General features: G+C 71.0%; 3 protein-coding genes. 2 read left to right on the top strand and 1 reads right to left on the bottom strand.

Going from position 1 to position 3,678, the window contains the following annotated elements:
• Positions 1-1,218: acyl-CoA dehydrogenase family protein (locus VFF97_RS02340; RefSeq protein WP_325031885.1), on the top strand; the 1,218-nt coding region annotated here is incomplete at its 5' end.
• Positions 1,219-1,255: 37 nt separating this feature from the next.
• On the opposite strand, the gene VFF97_RS02335 is transcribed toward VFF97_RS02340, so the two are convergent.
• Positions 1,256-2,347 carry an endonuclease/exonuclease/phosphatase family protein gene (locus tag VFF97_RS02335; RefSeq protein WP_325031884.1) on the bottom strand — a complete coding sequence of 364 codons (1,092 nt, stop codon included), beginning with the start codon at positions 2,345-2,347 and terminating at the stop codon, positions 1,256-1,258.
• A gap of 92 nt (positions 2,348-2,439) precedes the next feature.
• Between VFF97_RS02335 and VFF97_RS02330 the strand changes: the two genes are divergently transcribed.
• Positions 2,440-3,648, top strand: coding sequence for a glycoside hydrolase family 3 N-terminal domain-containing protein (locus VFF97_RS02330; protein ID WP_325031883.1), 1,209 nt, complete (start codon positions 2,440-2,442; stop codon positions 3,646-3,648).
• Positions 3,649-3,678: the final 30 nt, after the last annotated feature.

Genomic DNA, 3,678 nt, shown 5'->3' with positions numbered 1-3,678 from the left:
CATGAGGCCCCCGCGCTCGCCGCCGAGTGGCTGCCGCGCCTGTACTCCCGCGACTACGACCCGCGGCTGCTGCCTGCCGCCGAGAAGCCCAGCGCGCTGTTCGGCATGGCGATGACCGAGAAGCAGGGCGGCTCCGACGTGCGGGCGAACACGACGTCGGGCGAGCACGTCGGCGGCGATGAGTACGCGATCACAGGTCACAAGTGGTTCTGCTCCGCTCCGATGTCGGACGCGTTCCTCGTGCTCGCGCGGACGCGACGGGCGGGCGGCGACGAAGGCCTGTCGTGCTTGCTCGTGCCCCGCGTGCTGCCCGACGGATCGCGCAACGTCTTCCGCATCCAGCGGCTGAAGGACAAGCTCGGCAACCGCTCGAACGCGTCGAGCGAGGTGGAGTTCGACCGCACGGTCGGCTCGCTCGTGGGGGAGCCGGGCCGAGGCATCCGGACCATCATCGAGATGGTGCAGCGCACACGACTCGACTGCGTCTTGGGCACGGCGGCCGGCATGCGGCAGTCCGTCGCCGAGGCGGTGTGGCACGCGCGCGGCAGGTCCGCGTTCGGGCGCCGCCTCGTGGAGCAGCCCGCGATGACCGCCGTGCTCGCGGACCTCGCGCTCGAGTACGAGGCGGCTCTGCTGACGGGGCTCCGCCTCGCGCAGCTGTTCGAAGCGGACGCCTCCGACCACGACATCGCGCTGCGTCGCCTGGCGACGCCCGTCGCGAAGTACTGGGTGTGCAAGCGCGGTCCGCATCACGCGTACGAGGCGCTCGAGTGCCTCGGGGGCAACGGCTACACCGAGGCTTTCCCACTCGCGCGGCGCTACCGCGAGCAGCCCGTCATGGCCGTGTGGGAGGGCTCCGGCAACGTCATCGCGCTCGACGTGCTCCGCGCGCTCAGGCGGGAGCCCGACGCCGCCGAGGCGTTCGCCGAAGAGCTCGCCACGACTCGCGGTGCATCCCGTGTCCTCGACGCCCACATCGAGCGCACGCTCGGCCTTCTGCGCTCCCTCGCTGGGGCGGATGCCGACACGGCGCAGGCCCAGGCGCGGCGGCTCGCCGAGGATCTCGCGCTCGCGTTCCAGGCGTCGCTCATGCTGCGCCACGCTCCGCACACCGCTGCGGAGGTGTTCGTGGCGGCGCGCCTCGGCGATGACCGCGGCGCGCAGTACGGCGTCCTGCCGGCGGGAACGGATGCCGCGGCCATCGTCGCACGGCACTGACGGCGACCATCGCGCGAACCCGTGCTGCTCAACCCCATCAGCCTGCGGCGATCGGCTCCAGGTACTTGTCGGCGAAGTCGGTCGCGATCTCGACCCACAGCGGGGAGTGATCCGACATCTGCCACGTCCGCCATTGGCGGTACGTCGACAGCACCTTCTTGGCATCGGCGCCCTCGGGGATCCGCGATTCGAAGTGCGGGCGGTAGATGTCGAGGTCCTCATCGCGGAACACATCGGCGTACGGGTTCACGATGCCGCCGGTGACGACCTCGAAGCGGTCGTCGCGCACACGCGTCGCGATCTGGTCGTAGAAGTGCTCACGATCTGGGATGTTGCGCCCGTCGATCGGCGCAGGCACCTCGAATCCGTGCTTGCGCAGCGCCTGCATCGTGCGGTGCTCGGGGCTCACGACGTTGAAGTCGCCGAGGACGATGAAGTTCTCACCCGCCGCCGCTCCTCCCGCGGCCCGCGAGGCGGAGTCCTGCCGCTTCGCGAGGAACGCCGCGAGGCGGTCGATCTCGGCGATTCGGCGCTCGAGCCGCGCACCGCTCTCGTCGCCGAAGTAGATGTGCACGGTGCACAGCGAGAACGAGAACCACCCCGACGCGAACGAGACGAGGAACGGGCTGCGGGCGAACTGCAGGCCGGAGTCGTCGGACCGCTCCGCGCCTTCGCCGGTGAGTCCCACGACGAGCTGCCCCTCCGGCAGCACGATCTCGCCCGCGATACGCCGGAACCGCACACGGTCGCGATTGAACAGGAACGCCATGCGTTCGCTGTTGCCGCCCGTCCCCTCGGTCACATCGGTCGCGATGAAGTCCCAGTCGGGCCCGAGGATCCGCAGGAGCTTCTCGAGCGGACGCAGGTCGCGCGTGACCTCCTGCACGGCGACGAGGTCGAACGACGAGATGATCTCGGCGAGGTAGTAGAAGCTCTCGGGAAGCCGCGGACCCCACCCGAACTTGTTCGAGTCGAAATCGCGGATGTTCCACGTCGCGAGCAGAAGGCTGCCGTCGTTGCGGCGGCGCAGCGGCGCGAGCGTGCGCCGCATGGCGAGCAGCCGATCGGCGCACCGCTTCGATGCGGTCTTGTCGGTGATGCGACGGATGCCGGTGTAGTCGTTGGACACTTCGGTCCTCCCCAGAGTCGCTGGTGGCCCTGCTGTCGTAGAGGGGTCACCGTGGCGCGATGATACCGCCGCAGGACACCTAGGCTTGAGGTGTGGATCGGCGACGGCGGTGGCTCGCAGCGGGGGCGGTGGCATCCGCCCTCGCCGTGTGTGCGGCATTCGCCCCCGCCGCGGTGTCGGCCGACGACCGGCCGATCGAAAGGGGAGCGGTCGTCGTGCGCGCGGCCGGCCCCGATGCGCTCGAGCAGCGTGCCTCTGAGATCGTCGATGCCATGTCGACGCGCGAGCGCGCGGCGAGCGTGGTCATGGGGCACATCCCGACGACGGATGCCGCATCCCTCTCGTCCTACATGACGCAGACCGGCATCGGCGGATTCATCCTCATGGGCGCGAACATCCCCGGCGACGAGGCGTCGTTGCGCGCGATCACCGCCGCCCTCACACCCGATCCCGCACTTCCACCGCTCATCGCGGTGGACCAGGAAGGCGGCGATGTCGCGCGGCTGGGATGGGACCCGTTCCCCTCGGCACTCGCCCTCAAGAACGAGCCGGCCGCGGCGGCTCAGGATGCGTTCGCAGGGCGCGGTGCGCTGCTTCTGAGGGCCGGCATCGGCGTGAACTTCGGCATCGTGGCGGATGTGGCGCCCGACGCGTCGAGCTTCATCTACCGGCGAGCGCTCGGCACCACGCCGCAGGGGAGCGCCGAGCGTGTGACCGCCGCAGTGGCGGGCGAGGCATCCGCCTCTCTCTCGACCCTCAAGCATTTCCCGGGGCACGGCGCGGCGCCCGGTGACTCGCACACTCTCATCCCCGCGACGGGGATGCCGAAGGCGGAGTGGGAGGCCGCCGACGGCATGCCGTTCCGCGCCGGCATCGCCGCGGGCGCCGAGCTGCTCATGTTCGGTCACCTCGCCTTCACCGCCGTCGACGCGGCGCCTGCCTCGCTCTCCGCGGAATGGCACCGCATCGCGCGCGAAGAGCTCGGCTTCGACGGCGTCACGATCACGGACGACCTCGGCATGCTGGAGGCGTCCGGCGTCGCCGAGTACCGCGACCCTGTCGCCAACGCCGTCGCGGCGCTCGCCGCGGGCAACGACATGGTCCTCGCGGTCATGTTCTCGACGGCCGACACGGCCCCGCGCGTGGTCGACGGCATCGTCGCGGCGGTCGAGTCGGGCGCACTTCCGGCGGAGCGGCTCCAAGACGCGGCGACGCGCGTGACCGAGCTTCGGCTCGAGCTCGCGGCCTCCGGTCGCGGGCTGGTGCCGTGCGGCGACTGCGCGGCGGTCGGCGCGGGGTAGGGCGCTTCGTCTCGCTGCGCTCGCTCAGCG

The sequence above is a fragment of the Microbacterium sp. genome, assembly GCF_035687345.1.
Taxonomy (GTDB): Bacteria; Actinomycetota; Actinomycetes; order Actinomycetales; family Microbacteriaceae; genus Microbacterium.
This window is presented reverse-complemented; position numbering and strand designations above follow the sequence as displayed.